Here is an 18,113-nt window from a genome sequence, read left to right on the forward strand (position 1 = left end):
GTCCATGGCGGCAGATCGTTCGGCATCGCACGCCATGCAATGCCGTAACGGATCACATACCGAAGACCGTTGAACAACTCTCTCAGATTATGGTGTCGCTGGTCCGCATCTTCTTTCATCAAAAGGAGGTATGGAACAATCAGAGACCACTCTTCGTCACTGATATCAGACGGATACGGTTTGCGGGCAGTATTCATCCATCTGTTCTGGAACACTTACGCCAGAAAGTACATAACACCCTCTAGGCTGAAAAAAAAGCGGCATGCCCTGAGTGGACATACCGCAGATAGACGTCAAAAAACATTCAGGTGTTTATTCAACACCGATCATGACATCAGACGCCTTGATGAGTGCTGTCGCCTGCTGGCCAATTTTCAGGCCGAGATCTGCCACGGCTTCATTGGTGATGGATGCCATCATGACCGTCCCGCCCGGCAGTTCCAGACTGATATGAGAGGTTGTAGCTCCCGGCTGAATGGCGACAATTTTACCGGTAATCTGGTTACGTGCGCTAATTTTCATCAGATGATCCTCCTCAGGCTTCTATCTCTTTAGACTATAAGCGCTTGCCCATTCGTCGGGGAGGTGTCGCCAGTGAATGGCAGATACTCCTGATAAGACGCAGAGCGGGAGGTGTGAAAAATTTGTGTAAAAAGTGTTCACTCTTTACAATTTTCTTTAATTTAATCAGGGGATTATAAAGGCGGGTGGTGGAGCTAAGGGGAATCGAACCCCTGACCTCCTCATTGCGAACGAGGCGCTCTCCCATCTGAGCTATAGCCCCGCCTGTATAAGTCTGGGATCTAAAGGGCTTATCAAGACGGTGTCAAGCTGTATTGTATCGGCCTGAGGTCTGGTAAAGCCAGATCTTCCCCTTGTGTTGTGGAGAAGTGTTCTTGCTGTTTGTTCTTTTTTCAGTGTTGATGCGCTTGTTAGAGATTTATTGCTGGATCCTGATCCTGTCCTGCATTTTCATCAATCTCTGCCTGTTTGGTATTCTGGACAGCCGGAAACCGCTTGTCTGGAAAGTGGGTCTTTTCCTCAACCGGATGACAGAGCCTCTGCTGGAACCGGTGCGCCGTATTCTGCCCTCACTGGGGGGTGTGGATTTCAGCCCCATGGTTGTGTTGCTGGGCATCCAGTATGTGGTGCAGCCGCTGCTGGTCAGCCTTTTCAGAACCCTGATTTATCGCTGAGAAACCATACAGAAGGTTCGTGCCCTGAAAGCTGGAGCACGAACCCAACTGACTTTCTTATTTTAGTAAAAAATCAGGCAGCGACCTTGTCGGCATGCGCAGCTGCAACAAGTTCTGCGATTCCGACACCCATCTGTGAGATTACGGGGGGATATTCGTCGGGTTAAAAACGGAAGTGGTCAACAGCTTGCCGCTGTCTAAGCAGCGTTTCTGACGCCCCCACTTACAGTCATCAGTTTAATCCTCGTCTAAGAACGCATGTCCGTTTTCCAACGTAAACGGAATCTGAGATGCATTATTTTTGAGACAATCTTGCAAGGTAAAGATGGACTGAGGGTTATCGACACAGCCTGTACTGCTTATCCACAAGCTTACCCCCGCAGCCATCCGCAGAATCTGGGGATAAGTGCAAAAGCAGAAAAATAAGACAGCATAAAATGGAAAAAAGAGTGTGTTTTCAGGCCGGTAGGCACGGCAGAACGGATACACGCAAAAAAGGCCGGGAGCTCAAAGAGCATCAGCCTCATACAGCATACGCAATCTAAGACGGTTTAAACCGAAGCAGAAAAAGCGTTTAAATTTTTAGGAAAAAATGGTGCCCAAGACCGGGATCGAACCAGTGACACTGCGATTTTCAGTCGCATGCTCTACCAACTGAGCTACTTGGGCACCGCAGCCTTGCGGCGTGAGAGAGCATGTATCGCAGGAGGGGAGGGAGATCAAGTCACCTTTCATCATTTATCTCAGGTTTTTCAAGATTCTCTTCATCAGCCGGTGGGCCGGGAATGCGATACTGCCCGGAAAACCAGCGTCCGAGGTCAATATCGGCGCAGCGCTGGGAGCAGAAAGGGCGTGTGGCGGCCTGGGTTGGCGCGCCACAAACGGGGCAGGTGCTGTTTTTGCTCATGCGTGTGTCGTCCAGAAAAAATCAGGCAGGGCGGGGTCAAGCTGGAGGCGCAAAGGCTTACCGCGTTGAGAGATACAGTCTGCCAGAGCCTGCGGGTCCTGTTCCAGTGCGGTGATGAGGCCAAGGCCGCCCCGCAGGACGGTCGCTTCCATCTCCTGCGTCACAAGGTGGCGCAATACGGCCAGCGCCTGCCCATGCGGGGAGGAGAGGAGTTCTGGCAGAGACGGGTGAATCCGTGCCCGTACCAGTTCAACCAGCCCCAGCGCAGTAATGCCAAGGCAACGGGGGCGGAGCGGATCATCCTGCAGAGCCGCTTTTACAGGCTCCAGAAGCGCCTGCCGCTTGCGTGTGGCTAGTCCGGCAGGGTCAATCAGAATCGCACCAGAAAGGTTGCGCAGGCGAATCTGGCGCATCAGAGCGGGAAGAGCATCCCGGTTGGCGGCAAACTGTGCGGTTTGTTTGGGCCTGCCTGTTTTGGCCGGGGGTGCATCCATATCAATGGCCACCAGAGCAGGGGTTGGCGTAATGCTGGCCTGCATGCCACCGGGCAGGCTGATAAGCGGTTCTTCCAGCGCCGTGCAGGCGTGGGCAATCTCTTCCGGGAACGGCTGGAGTTCCTGCTGGCGGCGCGGGCGCAAAGCGACCGGAAGACAGGCTGCAGCAGCCGGGGAATCGACAACAATTGTGGCATCCGGCCACCTGGCGGCCAGACGGTCCAGCGGCGTGGGGCCTCGGCTGATCAGCCCCGGCTTAGCGGGCAGAGTCGCAGGGGCTTTTTCCGGTTTCAGCCGAACCCCTTTACCGCCCTGCGCAGCCCGCACCACACGCACGGTGAGGGTTTGCCCTTCCGTGAGGGTGTCCGAGCCCTTCTGGTCGGGCAGGAAGCCACTTGCGCCCCCTCCCAGATCCACAAAGGCCCCGCCCATGCCGGGTGCATGCGCGTTGATGCGACCCAGATAGACATCATCCACACCATCCGGTGCAGCAGGACGCCAGAGCGCGTAATCAAGCAGGGTTTCGTCTTGTGTAACGGCAATGCGCAGTTCGCCGGGATAGGTGGCGAGGCGCAGATACACGCTCACGCCAGCCAGTGGCCCGGCTGGCCACGCAACAACTGGGCCGTTTCAAACAGGGGCAGGCCAATAACGGCGGAGGCGCTGCCGGAAACAAAACGGATAAAAGCCGCAGCATGGCCCTGCAGCGCATAGCCGCCCGCCTTGCCTTGCCAGTCGCCCAGATCCAGCAGGCTTTCAATCTGATGAGAGGTCATGCGGGAGAACGTGACTGCCGTTTCTACAACCCGTTCGGCCCGGTGGCCTTCCGGCCAGCCAGCAGAGGGGATAACAGAAAGGGCGGTCAGCACCGTATGGCGACGGCCGGAAAGCTGTTTCAGGCAGGCGCGTGCAGTCTCACGGTTTTCTGCTTTGGGCAGAATGCGTCGGCCAAGGGCAACAACCGTGTCCGCTCCCAGCACCAGAGCAGGTTCGCTCAGGCTGGCAGCAACCACGTTCGCTTTTTCCATGGCCATGCGGCGCACGTAGGGGCGCGGCAGTTCTGTCCGGGCTGGGGTTTCATCAATATCAGCCGGGAGAACGCGGTCTGGCACCAGCCCGACCTGACGCAAAAGGTCAAGCCTGCGGGGCGATGCGGACGCCAGCACAAAGTGAGGGCGGCCTCCGTTCTCCGTGCCATCCGGCCCGGATACAGCCATCGTCTTACTTGAAGCGGAAGGTAATACGACCTTTGGACAGGTCATACGGTGTCATTTCGACATTCACCCGATCACCAGCCAGAACACGAATACGGTTCTTGCGCATTTTGCCGCTGGTATGGGCCAGAATCATATGTTCGTTGTCGAGTTTCACCCGGAACATCGCGTTGGGCAGCAGTTCTGTAACCGTGCCGCTGAATTCAATCATGTCTTCTTTAGACATGGCGTCCTTCGTTCATTTTTAAGCCTCGTTATGGTTGGATGTGCAGATATGGGTGAGGGAGCCGGTTCGGTCAAGCGTTAGGCGTGGTTTGGTCTAACGCATCAAGCCGGGCAGAGATGCTCAGCGCATGCGCTTCCAGCCCTTCGGCCTGTGCCAGAGCGACCCCTGCCGGGCCAATACGGCGCAGGGCGTCCGGGCCACCGGCCAGGAAGGTTGTCCGTTTCATAAAGTCAAAAACAGACAGGCCGGACGCAAAGCGGGCGGTGCGGGAGGTCGGCAGCACATGGTTCGGGCCACCCACGTAATCGCCCACAGCTTCCGGGCAGAACCGGCCAAGGAAAACCGCGCCAGCGTGCCGGACCTTGGCAAACAGGGCTTCCGGATCATCCACCATCAGTTCCAGATGTTCCGGCGCCAGACGGTTGGCCAGAGCCACGGCTTCGTCCAGATCCTTGACGACCAGAACCGCGCCGTTCCGCTCCCAGCTGGCACCCGCAATAGCGGTGCGGGTCAGCGTCTTCAGCTCGGTTGTGACGGCTTCTGTTACTTTGTCGGCAAAGGCTGCATCCGGTGTGATGAGCGTCGCCTGAGCGAGTTCATCGTGCTCGGCCTGCGCCAGCAGATCCAGCGCAATCAGGCGTGGGTCTGTGGCCGAATCGGCAATTACCACCACGTCAGACGGACCTGCAATGCTGTCGATGCCTACATGACCAAACACCTGCCGCTTGGCTTCCGCCACAAAGGCGTTACCAGGGCCGACAATACGGTCCACGGGACGAATGGTCTGGGTGCCGAACGCCATGGCGCCCACAGCCTGTGCGCCGCCAATCCGGTAAATTTCTGTCACGCCAGCCCGATGCGCTGCGGCCAGCACCAGCGGGTTAATCACGCCGTCCGGTGTCGGTACGCACATGGCCAGTCGCTGCACACCTGCCACACGTGCCGGAATGGCGTTCATCAGCACGGAGGAAGGGTAGGCCGCTTTCCCGCCGGGAACGTACAGCCCGACCGCATCCAGCGCGATCCAGCGCATGCCCAGCGTCATGCCGACATCATCCGTATAACGGACATTCGATGGCATCTGGGCTTTGTGGAAGGATTCAATGCGCGTAGCGGCAACATCCAGAGCCGCCATCAGCTCCGGGCTGACCTGTGTGCAGGCTTTGGCAATTTCATCTGCCGTAAAGGCCAGTTGGGCCGGGGTAAGCGGCAGGCGGTCAAATTTTTCGGTCAGCGCACACAGGGTGGCGTCTCCATCCCGGCACACAGAGGCCAGAATCTCCGCAACCGGTTTATGAACTTCCTGCCCCTGTTCTTCACGGGCAGTCAGAAGCGAGGCGAAATCTGCCTCAAAACCGGGGTCGCGTGTGTCTAGCCGTTTCATGAAGACTGCTCTGCCTTGATCTTTTGTGCGGCGGAAGGAGCGGCTTCCATCGCGCTGCGAAAGCCGTTGATAATCGCACTGATTTCTTCCGGACGGGTTTTCAGGGCCGTACGGTTTACAATCAGCCGACTGGTGATGTGCGTAATGGTTTCCACTTCCCGCAGTCCGTTGGCGCGCAGGGTAGAGCCGGTATCCACCAGATCCACAATCAGGCGGGACAGGCCTAGCATCGGGGCCAGTTCCATCGCGCCATGCAAATGCACGATATTGGCGTTAATACCGCGCGCTGCAAAAAAGCGACGGGTTATGGCGGGGTATTTGGTCGCAACACGGACCTCAGACCACCGCGCCCATTCCTGCGGGTCATGCGGCAGGCTGGCAGGCTGCGCAACGGAGACGCGGCAGCCACCAATGCCCAGATCCAGCGGGGCATAAATTTCGGGGTAGTCAAATTCCATCAGCACGTCTGCGCCGCAGATGCCCACATGCGCGCCACCGGATGCCACAAAGGTGGCCACATCGAACGAGCGGACGCGCACAACATCCAGATTGGGGTTCTGGGTCGGGAAGCGCAGTTTGCGGCTGTCATCACCCAGACAATCGGGGGAGGGGGCCATGCCTGCTTTATCAAGAAGCGGCGTGACGGCTTTCAGGATTCGCCCTTTAGGCAGAGCCAGAACCAGAGGGCCCCGGTCCTGCGCTCCGGAAGAACGCTCGGGCTGAAGATCTGGCTGGGGCACGGTCATGAAAACTCCGGTGGGGCGGGCAGGTCTGTTTTAAGAAGGCCTTACCTACCATACGTGGCCGGGGGCCAAAAGAGGCAGGAAGCAGTTAGGGGGCAGGTGCGAACACCTGCCCCCCATCCTCAGTCCTGCTTTAGCGACGCCACCACCCCGTGCGGCGCTTGGGTGCAGGCTTCTCGTCATCAATAACAATCGGCTGCACGATGGACGCATCCGGTGCGTCTTCTTTCGCAGGCGCTTTGTCAGTACTGGCGTCCTGGGCTTCAGCCGGGGCGCTTTTGCTAGTCGCAGCCGTGCTCTTGGCTGCGGCCCGACGGCGGCGCGGTGCAGGTTTTTCTGCAGCGGGTTCCGCTGTTTCATCCTGCGGTGCGGCGGTTGAAGCCTCGTCCGTTGCCGTCGCAGTTTTCCGGCGCGTGGTTGCGCGGCGGCGTGTGCGGGGCTTGGGCTCTTCTTCCGGCGCTGCATCGGCTGCCGGTGCGGCAGGAGCATCTGCGTCCTGAGCGGGCGCTTCAACCTCAGTCGTAGCCTCAGCCTTTTTCCGCGTGGCACGGCGGCGGCGCGGTTTCGGGGCTTCTTCTTCCACAACCGGGGCTTCAGCAGCAGGAGCAGTTTCCGTCACGGCTTCTACCGCAGCAGGAGCAGCCTGCTCAGCGTCGGTCACAACCGGAGCTTCTTCCGCTACAGGAGCAGCTTTGCGGCGGCGTCCCGGGCGCTTGCGGGCCGGTTTGGCTTCAGCGGTCGGCGCTTCGTCAGCCGGAGCTTCAACTTCTTTCGGCTCTTCGGCCGCAGCCGGTGCTGCCACCGGAGCGGCCCTGGCAGGTTCCGGCTTTGCTGCTGCTTTGGAGGCCTTCGCCTTTTCTGCTTCAGCGGCTTCCATGGTGGAATTTTCGATCAGATCGAAAATATCCAGACTGCCACCAAACGGGTTTGCCGGGGTCGGGCCCTGCCATGTCGGGCGGCGCGGCTGCGGAGCTGGACCTTCCTCAATAGCAACCCGGATTTCCGGTGTTTCCGTTTCGGTCGACCGCACGCGGGAATGGCGGGTGCGGCGGCGACCGGGGATCAGATTGCCTTCAGCCTCAGCGGGTGCTGCGGCAGCAGCCTGCTCTTCAGCTACCGGAGTCTGAGTCGTTGCTGCGGTCTGGTCTGATGTCGTCCCGTTCTCTTCGCGGTTCCCGTTACCACGACGGCGACGGCGACGGCGACGGCGGCGCGGTTCGTCTTCCCCCGTGCCAGTTTCAGCGGCTGCAGCCGGAACTTCGGCGCGTGGTGTCGTGTCCTGTTCCACAACCGGCGTTGCGTCTTCCGGGGTGACATCCACTACGGCGTTTTCAACCGGCGGCAGCGGCGCATGGTTGCGGTTCGCTTTGGGCGGCTGGCGGCGTTCAATGCGAATTTCCGGCACAGGCAGCGTGGCGTCGGCTTCAAACAGAATTTCCATCTGATGCCGCTGCTCGATTTCAGCCAGCCAGTCGCGCTTGTTGTTAAGCACATAGAACGCAATTTCTGCGGCAACATGCACGGTAATGGCGGAAGCACGACGGCGTGCGCCTTCTTCTTCCACGGCACGCAGCACATGCAGCGCAGAGCTTTCAATGCCACGGACCATGCCAGTGCCCTGACAGTGCGGGCAGGGCGTAAACGCAGCTTCCGCCACGGAAGGCCGCAGCCGCTGGCGCGACATTTCCAGCAGACCGAAGTGTGAGATCGAACCCATCTGGATGCGTGCACGGTCATGGCGCAGCGCATCTTTCAGGCGGCGTTCAATCGCGCTGTTGTGGCGGCGGGATTCCATGTCAATGAAGTCAATGACAATCAATCCGGCCAGATCGCGCAGCCTGAGCTGGCGGGCCACTTCATCCGCTGCTTCCTGATTGGTGCGGAAGGCGGTTTCTTCAATATTGCGCTGACTGGTCGCTTTGCCGGAGTTCACGTCAATGGCGACCAGAGCTTCGGTCTGGTTGATAACCAGATAGCCACCGGAGCGCAGAGACACGACCGGGGAGAGCATGGCGTCCAGATGCCCTTCCACGTGGTAATGTGTGAAGAGCGGCTGGCTTTCCTTGTTCCACAGCCGGACTTTTTCTGCGTGCTGCGGCATGAGCATCCGCATGAAGTCGCGCGCAGCTTTCCAGCCATGCTCGCCATCCACCAGAATTTCACTGACTTCACGCGTGTACACATCGCGGATGGCGCGTTTGACGAGGCTTGCTTCCTCGTAAATCAGCGCCGGTGCGACGGACTGCATCGTCAGATCCCGGATATCGTCCCACAGATGGAGCAGATATTCGCAGTCTCGTGTAATTTCCGGCCCCGGACGCTGCGCGCCAGCGGTACGGACAATCATGGCCATGCCACGCGGCAGGTTGAGGCCGGAGATGATGTCGCGCAGGCGGCGGCGGTCAGGCACAGACGTAATCTTGCGGGAGACGCCACCACCACGCAGAGCGTTGGGCATCAGCACACAGTAACGACCGGCGAGGGAGACGTAGGTCGTCAGGGCTGCGCCCTTGTTGCCACGTTCTTCCTTAACAACCTGCACCAGCAGAACCTGCCGGCGGCGGATGACTTCCTGAATGCGGTAGTTGCGCAGGAAGCGGGCAATACGCTTCTGGATGAGCGCTTCCTCACCCGTGTCAGTTTCACCACCAACATAGTCAGGCGTATCATTCCGGCGGGAGGGGCGACGGCCTTCGTCTTCGCTGGTGGACTCGTCAGCATCAGAGCTGGCGTCTTCATCATCAGCGGCGGAAGCCTGCGCGTCGGTCTCGTCTTCGTCGGACTCGGATTCGCCAGCGTCAATCAGGTTTTCTTCTTCAGCCTGCAGGGCGAGAAGTTTTTCCCGGTCAGCAACCGGAATCTGGTAGTAGTCAGGGTGGATTTCGCTGAAGGCCAGAAACCCGTGGCGGTTGCCGCCATATTCAACAAAAGCTGCCTGAAGGCTGGGCTCTACGCGAACAACGCGGGCAAGATAGATGTTCCCTTTGAGCTGCTTTTTGGAGGCAGCTTCAACATCGTAATCTTCAAGTCTGTTTCCATCCATAACGACAACGCGCGTTTCTTCCGCGTGCGTCGTATCGATCAGCATACGCTTTGACATAAAAAGAAAAACTCCGGCGTGCCGGTGGCCGGCCTATCCGGTGGAGCCGTCTGAACGGCTGGACACGGGAGGGGGACGCTTCCGACAGGCATAGGTCTGTACGTGTGAGAAAATGAGAGGCGGATGTCAGGCCAGGCGCTGAGGTGACAGCAGAGGCGCGGAAACAGGATGCTGTCTCCGGTCTGGTCATGCACTCCAAGATCGTGGCCCTGACGATAGTCATGTATCCTTCAACCAATGTTTCCTGCTCCCATCTGCGCTGGGCGGCGGTTAAACGCTAGCCGCGCCTTTAAACCCTAAAGGAGCGGAAACAGGATGCATGACGGGCAATCCTGCCTTGAGCCATGCTTGCCGACCATGACCTAAACGGCAACAAACCGCAAGCCATTCAGCAAGACTGTTTTGCATCTCTCTGGCCTTGACACGGTTTCGACATTATCTGTGTGCAGGATCGCCCCAATTAGAGAAGTGTGAGCCTCGTCATGACGTCAGAATCCGAAAAAACACCCGGTTTTTTTCTGATGGCCGAGCGGTCCTCCCGCACTGCCGGTATCGATGCTCCACATTCCCCACAAAATTCCCTCAACCGCCGCGGGCTTCTGATAACCGGGGCCGGACTGCTGACCACTGGCCTGCTCAGCACGCAGGCGCAGGCCGCAGGTACGACGCGCCATGCAACCGGGCAGACACTTCACGCACCTGCCATTGTCGGCAAAGCCCGGTCTGCGTTGCCGCTGGTCATGCTGGACCCGGGCCATGGTGGGAAAGATCCCGGTGCCATTGGCTATACCGGGACGTATGAAAAACATGTGGCAGAAGCGGCGGCCACAGAATTGCGTCAGCAGCTTCTGGCTACCGGCCGTTATCGCGTAGCCATGACGCGCACCACTGATCATTTTGTGCCGCTGGACGGGCGTGTGGAACTGGCGCAGGAGCATGGGGCGTCTCTCTTTATCTCCATGCATGCAGATGCTCTGCACAATGCCGGAGTGCGAGGGGCGAGTGTTTATACCCATTCGCACGGAGCGTCGGATAGCCAGACAGCGGATCTTGCAAAAACAGAAAATAGTGCAGACCGATATGGCGGTCCTCTGGTGCAGGGGACATCGCCGGAAGTACAGCAGATTCTGGCCAGTCTGGTAACGGAAGAAGCCCGGCGGGGCTCTGCTCATATGGCCAGCGCTGTCGTGGCGTCTTTTCAGTCTCGCATTAATTTGTTGTCGCATCCGCATCGGCACGCCGCGTTTGCGGTGCTGAAATCGGCACAGATTCCGTCAGTTCTGGTGGAAATGGGCTTTATGTCAAACCGGCTGGATGAAGCCGCTCTGAGGCAGGCCGGGCACCGTGCCATGGTGGCGGGGGCGATGTGTACCGCCGTTAATCGCTATTTCGCCTCGGCTGGTGTCGGGTTGGCAGGGTAAAGCAGACGCTCTGGTTGGGTTGTTTGTTACCAAGTGTAAACAGACTGGCCGAACGCCACACTTCCTGATATTCAGGCTATATTATAACATAGTCTGACAGGATGATGTCTCGTGCGGAAAAAACAGACAGGTTTGAAGCTGGCAGGGTTGCTGGCCACGGTTTCTGTGCTGGCAGCGGGTGCTGGTGTAGCCGTTCAGCCGATTGCTTTGGCAGAAGATACGCATCAGGCGGCTGATGCCGCAAAACAGAAAGTCAGCGTAGAAGATTTTCTGGGCAAACCGCAAAGCGTGACCTCCAGCGGGTCCGTTACCGTGCATGGGGCGCATATTGATTATGAAGCCGTGTCCGGCACCCTGATTGTCCATAAAGGTGGTTGGGATGATTCCGAACTTCCTGATGCAGACAAGGACAAAGACAAGAAGCAGCCGGATGCCGCAGCGTCCATGTATTACGTGGCCTATTTCAAGAAGGGTGTACGTCCGGAAAACCGGCCCATCACGTTTGTTTATAATGGTGGCCCAGGGTCCTCCAGCGTATGGCTGCATATGGGCGCCTTTGGCCCGAAACGTGTGGTGACTGCGGACGATACCCATACGCCTGCAGCGCCCTACGCCATTGTAAATAATAATGACAGCCTGCTGGATGTGTCCGATCTGGTGTTTATCGATGCCCCTGGCACCGGTTACGGCCGTCTGATCGGCAAGGATAAGGAAAAGGCGTTCTGGGGCACGGACCCGGATGCCGGAGCCTTTACCGACTTCATCGCCCAGTTCCTCTCTCGTTTCGGGCGTTACAATTCTCCCAAATATCTGTTTGGGGAAAGCTACGGCACAACGCGGTCCGCGATTGTGGCCAACAAGCTGGCTGACGATAAAGGCATTGATCTGAACGGCGTGATTCTGCTTTCGCAGATCATGAATTACGACAATGACATTGATGGGGTCGCCATGAACCCGTCAATCGATCAGCCTTATGTGCTGGCCCTGCCGAGCTACGCCGCAACGGCGTGGTATCACAAGCGTCTGCCTGCCGAGCATCCGGACCTCAAGGCGTTTCTGAAAGAAGTCGAGCATTTTGCACTGACCGACTACACAGCGGCTCTGCAGGAAGGCAACGCCATTTCTGACGCGCAGCGTGATGCGACAGCCCAGAAGCTGCATGATTATACGGGCCTGCCGGTAGATTACATTAAAAAGGCCGACCTGCGGATTAACGGCGGCGAGTTTGAAAAAACCCTTCAGGGCGATAAGGATCTGGATACAGGCCGTCTGGATAGCCGCTTTTCTGGTCCGACCATGGATAAGCTGTCCCAGTTCTCCTATTACGATCCGCAGTCTTCGGCCATGTCCTCCGCCTATATTGCAGCCTTTAATGATTATGCCCGCAATACGCTGCACTATGGCAATTCCCCCGCCTTTGGCGATGGGTATCAGGAATACAAATTCTTTTCTGATGCCATCATGAAATGGGATTTCTCACACAAGCAGCCCAATACGGATTTCCCGATCCACGGTGCGGTTAATGTAATGCCGGATCTGGCTTCTGCTATGAAGCATAATCCTGCTCTGAAAGTGATGCTCAATCAGGGTTATTATGATCTCGGCACACCGTATTTCGAGGGTATTTATGAAATGAAGCATCTGCCCATTTCCCGTGATCTGAGCAATAACATTCAGATTGTGCAGTATGAATCCGGGCACATGGTCTATGCGAATGAGAAATCTCTGACGCAGCTGCATGATAACGTGGCAAAGTTCATCACACAGACGCACGGTGCTCCGGCTCCGGCAACAAAATAACGAGAAAACGTGCGGCTGGGCGCAGGAAAACCCCTGTGCCCGGCTCAGGTTTTACAGTGGGGTCTCGCTCACCCGGGCAAGGCCCCGTTTCTGTTTCAGCACTGCCATCAGCACGCTGGTGCCAAGTCCTGCGGCAGAGCCGAGGCCCAGCCAGTAAAAAATGCCAAGAGCCGGGTCCTGAAACAGGCAGAGGGTCAGTGCGAGGCAGGGCGCTAATCCCCGGACAATCTGGTTAACAGACACGGCGCCAGCCTGCCGGGGGAAAGAACTGCGTGTTCGGGGCTGCAAACATTCATGGCACCAGAAGGCAGCGCTCCACAGCGCCAGCACAAGCAGGAAAGTCATGCAGCAGGTTCCCGTAATTTCAACAATGCACAGAGCGCGATCAGGCCCGTGAGAAATGCCAGCGCATCCGCTGTCATGAAGACGCTTGCGCCCTGTGCCCATGCGTGCGAGCGCGAGACCAGATCCAATAATGGAAGTCCGCATCCGGCTCCCGCCAGAACCCCGAGTTGCTGACGCCAGCCGGAGGCAGCATGGCGCGTTAAAGAGACAAGGAGTGCATGCGCAGCGCACAGGCCCCACACAAGAAAGAAGAGATTAATTTCCATCATCGCACGGCCAGAAAATACAGCCGGAAGGCAACGATTGGCCCAGAAAATCCCAAGGATTGCAGTAGGAAAACCTACAACTGTCGTCATGGTCAGGGCTTCAGCTATCCGGAAGAAAAACTGTTCACCCGATGAGCGGCGACGTTTCATGAGAAACACGACTAACCCGCTTGCTGCCAGAGTGGTCGCCGCCAGCCCGGAGAGGAAGTACAGCCAGCGCAAAGGGAGGGGCGCATAACGGGCATAATGCAGCCCGCGCACAAGCTGCATGGTCGCAACAGCCGGCGGGCTTTGTGTGACAGAGCGAAGGGAGTGTCCGTCTTTCCGGCTGAAATCCACATGATCTCTGGTCAGAAACGGGCCAAATGCATCGCTTTTGAAAATGCGCACTTCGTCCGGCGTAAACAGAATGAGATTACCGTCAGGGCTTCGCAAAACATCCCGCGCCTGTGCAATTAAAGGAGCAAGGGGTGGCGGCAACGGGCCAGCCTGTAACACACGTCCTTTGGGGGCGGTCTTTTCTTTTTTGTGCGGGGTTGCCGTGTGAGAGGGGAAAAAGGACTCGGCAGGAAGCAATGCTCGTGCGTGGATGGCGGTGCCGGTATAGCCCATGAAAGCAATAAACGGCAGGAACAGAACCCCCATGATCAGGTGAGCATCCACCCAGGCGCGCGGACGTGCTCCAAACGGGCGGAACAGGATAAGGTCCGGCCAAAGCGCCTTGATGTGGATGACAAGCCCGGAGCCAATGGCCACCAACAGGCAAAGCCCCAGAAAGGTGACGATCTGCACACCGGGCTGATTGCCGCCGCGCAGTGAGAAATGGAAATTATAGAAAAACTGGCCGCCAGCCGTCTCGCGGGCAGGGAAGACGGCTCCGGTTGTTGAATCCAGCGCAGTGCCGACAAACTCATACCCATCATAATGCAAAACCCGCAGAACGGGGTCACGCTGCGAGGGGAGAGTGAGGAACGCGGAAAGTCCTTTCTCCTCTTCAGCCTGGACAGCCTGCGCGGCGGCCTGCAAAGCGGCAGGTGTGAGGGATGTTCCCTGCGTCAGCGGGACTTCAGGCTGCATCCACTGGGTGATTTCCGTATCGAAGACGGCCAGCGTACCAGACGCGAAAATACAGGCCAGCAGCAGCCCTGCCAGAAAGCCAACCCAGCTATGGAGCCACCCCATATGCACCCGCAGTGTTTCACGCATGGGTCGTCTTTCTCATCAGAACGGAAGAATACCGGCAAGGATGGCTGAGCCACAGGCGACAAGGCCAAGGATCAGCCCCCACCAATGGCGGCGTCCGGCAAAGCCAACCAGCACAAGAACAGGGAAAAGAGCAGCGATCACCATGCCGCCCAGATCCGTTTTCAGCCGCATGTCTTCAAACGGGAGGCGCTGAGCATCCAGCATGGCCAGATGGGCTGTCAGAAAGGAGAGCGCGCAGACAACAGCCAGCAAACCAAGACGCCGGAGAACCGCCTGACGCTTCTGGTTTTTCCTGGTGTCAGGCTGGGCGGAAGACGCCGTCATGCCCTGGCTTTTGGTGCGACTCATTCTCATGTTGCTAAGTAGTCAGGAGACGGCTGTAAACCCCGGACATAGGAGGAAATTATAAAATAATATTGCGAATGTCTCTTAATTGCGCTTATGGAGGCGCGGTCGGTCTCTAATTTTGGATTAATCATGATGATGCGTGGTCGCCTGCCGGTCCTTCGTTCACTACACAGAGTAGGGCGGGTTGCGTTCTTGCTGGCAACAGTTGCGGTCTTCAATGATGCTGCTTTTGCCGCACAACAGGAGGCAACCGCACCGCAGAAAACGGTAACGGATAAGGCTGCGCCCGTTAAGAAAGTCCAACAAACGGAGACGCCGACAACAGAGGCCCAGAAAGATGAAAACCTTCTGGTCACGGCCCGACGTCGCAACCAGATGGAAGTCATCAGCGGTGGTCAGCTTGGGGCATTGGGCACCAAGAAGGGGCTGGATGTGCCGTTTAACATCCGGAGCTATACGTCCAGTCTGATTCTCAACCAGCAGTCTCAGACACTGGGCGAGGTGCTGGAGAATGACCCCTCAGTGCGCACCACATACGGCTATGGCAATTTCTCGGAAATTTTCGTCATCCGTGGTTTCCCTGTGTATGGGGACGACGTCGCCATTAATGGTCTGTACGGCATCACGCCCCGGCAGCTTCTCTCCCCTCAGCTTTATGATCAGGTTCAGGTGCTCAACGGCGCCAGCGCGTTCCTGAACGGGGCTGCTCCCAGCGGGACGGCCATCGGGGGGAACATCAACCTGATGTTCAAACATGCCCAGAATACGCCGATTACCCGTCTGACGGGTGATTATGCCAGTCAGGGTGTTGGCGGCGGCAGTCTTGATGTGGGACGACGTTTTGGGCAGGACAAAGCGTATGGGCTGCGGTTGAATGTTGCGGGTCTGGATGGTCAGACGTCTATTGATCATGAACGTCGCCACTCTGTTGCCTTGGGCGCGGATTTTGACTGGCATGATGACAAAACACGCATTTCTCTGGACATGAATTACCAGAATCAGGGTGTGAATGGCGGGCGTCCGGGGGTATTCCTCGGTACGGATATAACGGGTGTGCCGCGTGTGCCCAATGCTTCTCATAATTACGGTCAGCGCTGGACGTATAATGATCTGAATTACATTTTCGGCATGCTTAATATTGAGCATGATTTGTCAAAACATGTTACACTCTATGGTGCTTTTGGTGGTCTTGGGAGTGACGAGAAGGGCAATTACTCCACCCTGACGGTGAATAATTCCCAGACTGGTGCCGCCACAGCCGGGGCTATGTATGTGCCCTATGCGCAGACAAATGAAAGCACACGCGGCGGTGTGCGCGCCCATTTTGACACCGGGCCAGTCAAACATGAAATCAATGCCGGTGGATCCGCCTTGTGGGAAGAAAGCCGCACGGCGTATTCCATGGCGCTCAGTTCCTTCGATACGAACCTCTATAATACGGCGGCAGTTCCGGCCCCGACAGAAAACTGGACAGGTGGCAATCTGGACAACCCGCTGCCAACCAGCCGAACGCAGCTCTATAGTTTGTTCTTTTCAGACACAATGTCCTTCTGGAAGGGGCGCGTCGCGCTGACTGCCGGCTTCCGTTACCAGAATATGCTGATCAACGGATACGACGCTTATACGGATGGATCCCGTACGTCGCATTATAGTGAGGATGCCATCACGCCGGTTGTCGGTCTTGTGGTGCATCCAACTCGACGCACGTCTATTTACTTTAATCGAATTGAAGGGCTATCGCAGGGGCTGACGGCGAGTGGCACCAATCTGGTTAATCTCGGGCAGATTTTTCCACCTTTCAAAAGTGTGCAGTATGAAATCGGGGCTAAATACGATACCGGACGTTTTACGACCACACTCGCATTTTATCAGATATCTCAGCCCAATTCCTATACGGAACCGTACGGCAATAACGGCTCTTTCATCTTCCGGGAAAATGGGTTGCAGCGGAACCGGGGCGCGGAGTTGAGTGTGAATGGACAGATCCTTCCCGGTCTGCGCTTTAACGGAGGTGCCACGCTGATTGATGCGGACTTGCGGCGCACTGCGCAGGGTCTGGATAATGGTCATACCGCTATTGGGATTCCTAATTATACCATCAACGGAAATCTGGAGTACGACCTGCCGTTCCTGCGTGGCGCAACGCTGGTCGGCCGGGTGGAAAATACCGGCAAACAGTGGGTGAACACTGCCAACACGGCGCATCTGCCAGTCTGGACACGGTTTGATCTGGGGGCCCGCTACACGTTTGCGGTTGCACACAAACCTCTGACTTTGCGGTTTGGCGTCGATAATATTGCCAACACACGTTACTGGGCCTCAGCTTTTAATGGCTACTTGCTGCAGGGACTGCCTAGAACCTTCAAGTTCTCATTCACCACAGATCTGTAATTGCCTGCCCGCGTGGTCATGCCTAAGTCTGGATAACATCGGGGCTAAAGAGCATTCCTCTTTGAACCCGGTTTTACAAAGCCACCCTTTTGGGTGGCTTTTCTTTTTTCCGGACAAAACAATGCAAGACGCACAATCTACAAGTGGCAACACTTCGTCGGGCTTGCTGGCAACTGCGGACCAGTTGCCGACAGGAACGTATTTCATCGACCAGAGCGGCGCTGTACTAATGGCCGATACGGTTGGCACGCTGCCTGCAGATGTCACTCTTAACGGGGGCGTCTATATGGCTGGTTCGGCCACGCTGCCTACCGGTCTGTCAGTTAATCCCGCAACGGGCATGATCCTGACAGACGGCACCACCTATTACCCCAATACAATCAATAATGTCGGCGTTCTCTGCGCCGCTTCGGAGTGATTTTTCATGACCTATGGCGCACCCACGAATCTTGATCTTTCTGCCTGCACCGTATCTCCAGATGGAGGAAAGACCTCTCAGACACTTGCTGAACTGAATGGTGCTGTCGGGCAAAATATAGCTGCACTCGCAACAGTTAATCAGAACGTCAGCACCTTATCGACTACGGTTCAGACGGCCTCATCGGATGCCTCTGCGGCCAAAGCTGCAGCGACGACAGCAACGACGACAGCATCATCTGCATCTGTGGCGGCATCTGCTGCACAGACCACGGCGAATGCTGCTATTCCCAAATCGCTTTTGCAGGCCGCTGCGGGTGTGCCGCAGTATAACTCGTCGGGTAATACGCTGTTTGTTAACCCGAACAACAATAACGGCACAGCGCAGATCGCATTGGGCTCCCCATCTAGAGGGTGTTATGTACTTTCTGGCGTAAGTGTTCCAGAACAGATGGATGAATACTGCCCGCAAACCGTATCCGTCTGATATCAGTGACGAAGAGTGGTCTCTGATTGTTCCATACCTCCTTTTGATGAAAGAAGATGCGGACCAGCGACACCATAATCTGAGAGAGTTGTTCAACGGTCTTCGGTATGTGATCCGTTACGGCATTGCATGGCGTGCGATGCCGAACGATCTGCCGCCATGGACTGC

19 protein-coding genes and 2 tRNA genes are annotated in these 18,113 nt (G+C 57.0%); 7 read left to right on the plus strand and 14 right to left on the minus strand.

The features are described from left to right. The 3 genes from KP703_RS13885 to KP703_RS13895 all read right to left on the minus strand — a co-directional run. Nucleotides 1-197 (minus strand): transposase (locus tag KP703_RS13885; RefSeq protein WP_215754477.1); only part of this gene is annotated, 197 nt, incomplete at its 3' end. Nucleotides 198-312: 115 nt separating this feature from the next. Then, nucleotides 313-522: a molybdopterin-binding protein gene (locus KP703_RS13890; protein WP_061505948.1), complete on the minus strand. Its 210-nt coding sequence runs from the start codon at nt 520-522 to the stop codon at nt 313-315. Between the two features lie 186 nt (nt 523-708). Further along, a tRNA-Ala gene (locus KP703_RS13895) sits at nt 709-784 on the minus strand. 106 nt (nt 785-890) lie between these two features. Between KP703_RS13895 and KP703_RS13900 the strand changes: the two genes are divergently transcribed. After that, entirely contained in the window at nt 891-1,196 is a 306-nt protein-coding gene (locus KP703_RS13900) for a YggT family protein (protein WP_231874744.1), read from the plus strand. Nucleotides 1,197-1,789: 593 nt separating this feature from the next. Here KP703_RS13900 and KP703_RS13905 read toward each other — a convergent pair. The 8 genes from KP703_RS13905 to KP703_RS13940 all read right to left on the minus strand — a co-directional run bounded on the left by KP703_RS13905 (nt 1,790) and on the right by KP703_RS13940 (nt 9,264). Then, nucleotides 1,790-1,865, minus strand: a tRNA-Phe gene (locus tag KP703_RS13905). Nucleotides 1,866-1,920: 55 nt separating this feature from the next. After that, entirely contained in the window at nt 1,921-2,103 is a 183-nt protein-coding gene (locus tag KP703_RS13910) for a DNA gyrase inhibitor YacG (protein WP_043553555.1), read from the minus strand. Next, a complete protein-coding gene (locus tag KP703_RS13915) occupies nt 2,100-3,185 on the minus strand; it encodes a ribonuclease E/G (protein ID WP_215755378.1) in 1,086 nt (361 codons plus the stop codon). Before KP703_RS13915 ends, KP703_RS13910 begins: the two co-directional genes overlap by 4 nt. Then, nucleotides 3,182-3,814 carry a nucleoside triphosphate pyrophosphatase gene (locus KP703_RS13920; protein WP_215755379.1) on the minus strand — a complete coding sequence of 211 codons (633 nt, stop codon included), beginning with the start codon at nt 3,812-3,814 and terminating at the stop codon, nt 3,182-3,184. The genes KP703_RS13915 and KP703_RS13920 overlap by 4 nt, the downstream gene beginning before the upstream one ends. A 4-nt stretch (nt 3,815-3,818) precedes the next feature. Continuing rightward, on the minus strand, nt 3,819-4,037 hold the full coding sequence (gene infA / locus KP703_RS13925; protein WP_003622234.1) for a translation initiation factor IF-1: 219 nt from the start codon (nt 4,035-4,037) through the stop codon (nt 3,819-3,821). 70 nt (nt 4,038-4,107) lie between these two features. Further along, complete coding sequence (gene hisD, locus KP703_RS13930) at nt 4,108-5,421, minus strand: histidinol dehydrogenase (protein WP_215755380.1); 1,314 nt, start codon at nt 5,419-5,421, stop codon at nt 4,108-4,110. Continuing rightward, nucleotides 5,418-6,167 carry an ATP phosphoribosyltransferase gene (gene hisG, locus KP703_RS13935; RefSeq protein ID WP_062143817.1) on the minus strand — a complete coding sequence of 250 codons (750 nt, stop codon included), beginning with the start codon at nt 6,165-6,167 and terminating at the stop codon, nt 5,418-5,420. Before hisG ends, hisD begins: the two co-directional genes overlap by 4 nt. A gap of 130 nt (nt 6,168-6,297) precedes the next feature. After that, nucleotides 6,298-9,264: a ribonuclease E/G gene (locus KP703_RS13940; protein ID WP_215755381.1), complete on the minus strand. Its 2,967-nt coding sequence runs from the start codon at nt 9,262-9,264 to the stop codon at nt 6,298-6,300. Between the two features lie 482 nt (nt 9,265-9,746). Here KP703_RS13940 and KP703_RS13945 point away from each other — a divergent pair, with 482 nt between their 5' ends. Further along, nucleotides 9,747-10,685, plus strand: a complete 939-nt coding sequence (locus KP703_RS13945) for an N-acetylmuramoyl-L-alanine amidase (RefSeq protein WP_373687502.1) — start codon at nt 9,747-9,749, stop codon at nt 10,683-10,685. Nucleotides 10,686-10,796: 111 nt separating this feature from the next. After that, the gene (locus KP703_RS13950; protein WP_408736875.1) at nt 10,797-12,485 is read left to right on the plus strand and encodes a S10 family peptidase; all 1,689 of its coding nucleotides are present in this window, start codon (nt 10,797-10,799) and stop codon (nt 12,483-12,485) included. 51 nt (nt 12,486-12,536) lie between these two features. Here KP703_RS13950 and KP703_RS13955 read toward each other — a convergent pair whose 3' ends face one another. The 3 genes from KP703_RS13955 to KP703_RS13965 are packed head-to-tail and all read right to left on the minus strand — an operon-like array spanning nt 12,537 to nt 14,650. Then, nucleotides 12,537-12,830 carry a hypothetical protein gene (locus KP703_RS13955; protein ID WP_215755382.1) on the minus strand — a complete coding sequence of 98 codons (294 nt, stop codon included), beginning with the start codon at nt 12,828-12,830 and terminating at the stop codon, nt 12,537-12,539. Beyond that, nucleotides 12,827-14,302: a PepSY domain-containing protein gene (locus KP703_RS13960; protein WP_215755383.1), complete on the minus strand. Its 1,476-nt coding sequence runs from the start codon at nt 14,300-14,302 to the stop codon at nt 12,827-12,829. Before KP703_RS13960 ends, KP703_RS13955 begins: the two co-directional genes overlap by 4 nt. 15 nt (nt 14,303-14,317) lie before the next feature. Continuing rightward, on the minus strand, nt 14,318-14,650 hold the full coding sequence (locus KP703_RS13965; protein ID WP_215755384.1) for a hypothetical protein: 333 nt from the start codon (nt 14,648-14,650) through the stop codon (nt 14,318-14,320). Nucleotides 14,651-14,782: 132 nt separating this feature from the next. Here KP703_RS13965 and KP703_RS13970 point away from each other — a divergent pair, with 132 nt between their 5' ends. The 4 genes from KP703_RS13970 to KP703_RS13985 form a co-directional block, all read left to right on the plus strand. Further along, nucleotides 14,783-17,041, plus strand: a complete 2,259-nt coding sequence (locus KP703_RS13970; RefSeq protein WP_373687503.1) for a TonB-dependent receptor — start codon at nt 14,783-14,785, stop codon at nt 17,039-17,041. Nucleotides 17,042-17,162: 121 nt separating this feature from the next. Continuing rightward, complete coding sequence (locus KP703_RS13975; protein ID WP_215755385.1) at nt 17,163-17,459, plus strand: hypothetical protein; 297 nt, start codon at nt 17,163-17,165, stop codon at nt 17,457-17,459. Between the two features lie 6 nt (nt 17,460-17,465). After that, on the plus strand, nt 17,466-17,945 hold the full coding sequence (locus KP703_RS13980; protein WP_215755386.1) for a hypothetical protein: 480 nt from the start codon (nt 17,466-17,468) through the stop codon (nt 17,943-17,945). Then, the coding region (locus KP703_RS13985; RefSeq protein ID WP_215754528.1) for a transposase at nt 17,914-18,113 on the plus strand (200 nt) is incomplete at its 3' end. The genes KP703_RS13980 and KP703_RS13985, both read left to right, overlap by 32 nt.

Source organism: Acetobacter sp. P5B1 (assembly GCF_018811985.1).
Taxonomy (GTDB): domain Bacteria; phylum Pseudomonadota; class Alphaproteobacteria; order Acetobacterales; family Acetobacteraceae; genus Acetobacter; species Acetobacter cerevisiae.

Excerpts from the sequence above, each read along its gene's own strand:
- KP703_RS13890 (WP_061505948.1), bottom strand. The coding sequence starts at position 522 with ATGAAAATTAGCGCACGTAACCAGATTACCGGTAAAATTGTCGCCATT.
- KP703_RS13910 (WP_043553555.1), bottom strand. The coding sequence starts at position 2,103 with ATGAGCAAAAACAGCACCTGCCCCGTTTGTGGCGCGCCAACCCAGGCC.
- KP703_RS13920 (WP_215755379.1), bottom strand. The coding sequence starts at position 3,814 with ATGGCTGTATCCGGGCCGGATGGCACGGAGAACGGAGGCCGCCCTCAC.
- infA (WP_003622234.1), bottom strand. The coding sequence starts at position 4,037 with ATGTCTAAAGAAGACATGATTGAATTCAGCGGCACGGTTACAGAACTG.
- hisD (WP_215755380.1), bottom strand. The coding sequence starts at position 5,421 with ATGAAACGGCTAGACACACGCGACCCCGGTTTTGAGGCAGATTTCGCC.
- hisG (WP_062143817.1), bottom strand. The coding sequence starts at position 6,167 with ATGACCGTGCCCCAGCCAGATCTTCAGCCCGAGCGTTCTTCCGGAGCG.
- KP703_RS13940 (WP_215755381.1), bottom strand. The coding sequence starts at position 9,264 with ATGTCAAAGCGTATGCTGATCGATACGACGCACGCGGAAGAAACGCGC.
- KP703_RS13945 (WP_373687502.1), top strand. The coding sequence starts at position 9,747 with ATGACGTCAGAATCCGAAAAAACACCCGGTTTTTTTCTGATGGCCGAG.
- KP703_RS13955 (WP_215755382.1), bottom strand. The coding sequence starts at position 12,830 with ATGACTTTCCTGCTTGTGCTGGCGCTGTGGAGCGCTGCCTTCTGGTGC.
- KP703_RS13960 (WP_215755383.1), bottom strand. The coding sequence starts at position 14,302 with ATGCGTGAAACACTGCGGGTGCATATGGGGTGGCTCCATAGCTGGGTT.
- KP703_RS13965 (WP_215755384.1), bottom strand. The coding sequence starts at position 14,650 with ATGAGTCGCACCAAAAGCCAGGGCATGACGGCGTCTTCCGCCCAGCCT.
- KP703_RS13970 (WP_373687503.1), top strand. The coding sequence starts at position 14,783 with ATGATGCGTGGTCGCCTGCCGGTCCTTCGTTCACTACACAGAGTAGGG.
- KP703_RS13975 (WP_215755385.1), top strand. The coding sequence starts at position 17,163 with ATGCAAGACGCACAATCTACAAGTGGCAACACTTCGTCGGGCTTGCTG.
- KP703_RS13980 (WP_215755386.1), top strand. The coding sequence starts at position 17,466 with ATGACCTATGGCGCACCCACGAATCTTGATCTTTCTGCCTGCACCGTA.